Genomic DNA, 1517 nt, shown 5'->3' with positions numbered 1-1517 from the left:
CGCGGGGTGTCAAGCTGTTTGGAGTCACTCACGCTGCTTCAGCAGTGATTTCTTGGACTTCAACTAGGACTGGTTCGTGATTGATACCGACCACACCGGCCGGCTTCGGCACCTGCGGTGGCGCATGGAAACGCTCGGGATGCCTGGCGTAATACTCATTATTCGCCTTCACCCGGGCGTTCCACGCTTCTTCCCACGACCCGTCATGGACCTGATTCGGGGTGAACAACGCGATCCCTGAATGCCGGTGCTCCGTGTTGTACCAGACGACATAGGCATCGATGTGGGCTCTAGCCGCCTCGAGTGATTCAAACGTCTTCGGATAGTCCGGGCGATACTTCATCGTCCGAAACTCCGATTCCGAATACGGGTTGTCATTAGACACATACGGTCGGTTATGCGATAACTCCACCCCGTATGCCTCGAGTGCGTTCTTCAACGCATTCGACTTCATCGCCGCTCCCGAATCGGCATGCACAAACTCAGGCACACCGTGCTCGGCGATCGCGGCCTCAAACATCTCAACAGCCAAACCATCGACTTCGCGGGACTCGACCCGGTAACCGACGATCTTGCGGGAGAAGATATCGATGATCGAGTATGCCTTGTACGTCACCCGACTCCAGATCGACTTCACATCCGTGATGTCCCAACTCCACACCTGCCCCGGCCGGGTAGCCACCAGCACAGGTGCTACTCGGGGCGTCCTCGTCTCACCCCGGGACGGGACCCGGGGCCTCTGCGACTGATCCACGATCGCCTCAGCAACACGCCACCATGTGCGCCTGGATGCCAACATCACACCCTCGTCCCACGCTGAAGCAAACGACGCATCCACTGACCGACCCTGCAGCCAACCGGCCTGGATCCGGTCCGCAATGCTCTGCCGGTCGGCAGCACCGATCCTCATCGAGTACTCCCGCTGCTTCTGCTCTATCGGGTCAGACAGTCGGGGACGAGGATTGACCCGGTAGTGCCACACCGATCGGGCCAGGCCCACCAGCGCCAATGCCTTCCGCTGTGAGGACAGAACGTCAGTCAGTTCGATGACCAGGGAGTTCTCGATGGTCAGGAATTGCCCGGCTTCGGCGTCGTCGGGGTTACGTCGGGCTCTTGTGCGTTCCGATCGTGCAAGAGCCCGATAGCTTTTCCCAAGGCTTCGTTCGCTGCCTCGAGTTGAGCATTGCGTTCTTCGAGTTCGGCGATACGTTTGGCTTGGTTTTCTTCGATTGATGATTGCATCAGTTGCCTCGGGTTGTAGGGAACTTTGCCTGCCCGTGACCGTGGGATCAGGCCACGGTCGAGGTCACCGTTGAATGTCGCTAGTCGCCATTTCCTGAATTGATGGCGGCTGAACTCTTGCTCCGCTAACCACAGGGATTTATACCCGTGTGGGATCTTCTCGTGTTGGTAGACGAAGTTTCGGATCTCTTCGACAGTGTATCCAGGGGTGATGGCCATGGTGCTCCGGTTCCTCTCTTATCCGGAGTGGCTCACAACCAGCCTGACACAGAGGG

The 1517-nt window shown here is 58.3% G+C and carries 2 protein-coding genes; both read right to left on the bottom strand.

Annotated features, from left to right (window positions below):
- Window positions 1–28: 28 nt before the first annotated feature.
- Window positions 29–799, bottom strand: a complete 771-nt coding sequence (locus HK108_RS18605) for a DDE-type integrase/transposase/recombinase (protein WP_258233424.1) — start codon at window positions 797–799, stop codon at window positions 29–31.
- A gap of 269 nt (window positions 800–1068) precedes the next feature.
- Window positions 1069–1461: a hypothetical protein gene (locus HK108_RS18600; protein ID WP_181272604.1), complete on the bottom strand. Its 393-nt coding sequence runs from the start codon at window positions 1459–1461 to the stop codon at window positions 1069–1071.
- Window positions 1462–1517: the final 56 nt, after the last annotated feature.

The sequence above is a fragment of the Brevibacterium sediminis genome, from assembly GCF_013623905.1.
Classification (GTDB): Bacteria; Actinomycetota; Actinomycetes; order Actinomycetales; family Brevibacteriaceae; genus Brevibacterium; species Brevibacterium sediminis.
Note: the sequence above shows the minus strand (reverse complement) of the source record. Positions and strands in the feature narration are given on the sequence as shown.

Excerpts from the sequence above, each read along its gene's own strand:
- HK108_RS18605 (WP_258233424.1), bottom strand. The coding sequence starts at position 799 with ATGTTGGCATCCAGGCGCACATGGTGGCGTGTTGCTGAGGCGATCGTG.
- HK108_RS18600 (WP_181272604.1), bottom strand. The coding sequence starts at position 1,461 with ATGGCCATCACCCCTGGATACACTGTCGAAGAGATCCGAAACTTCGTC.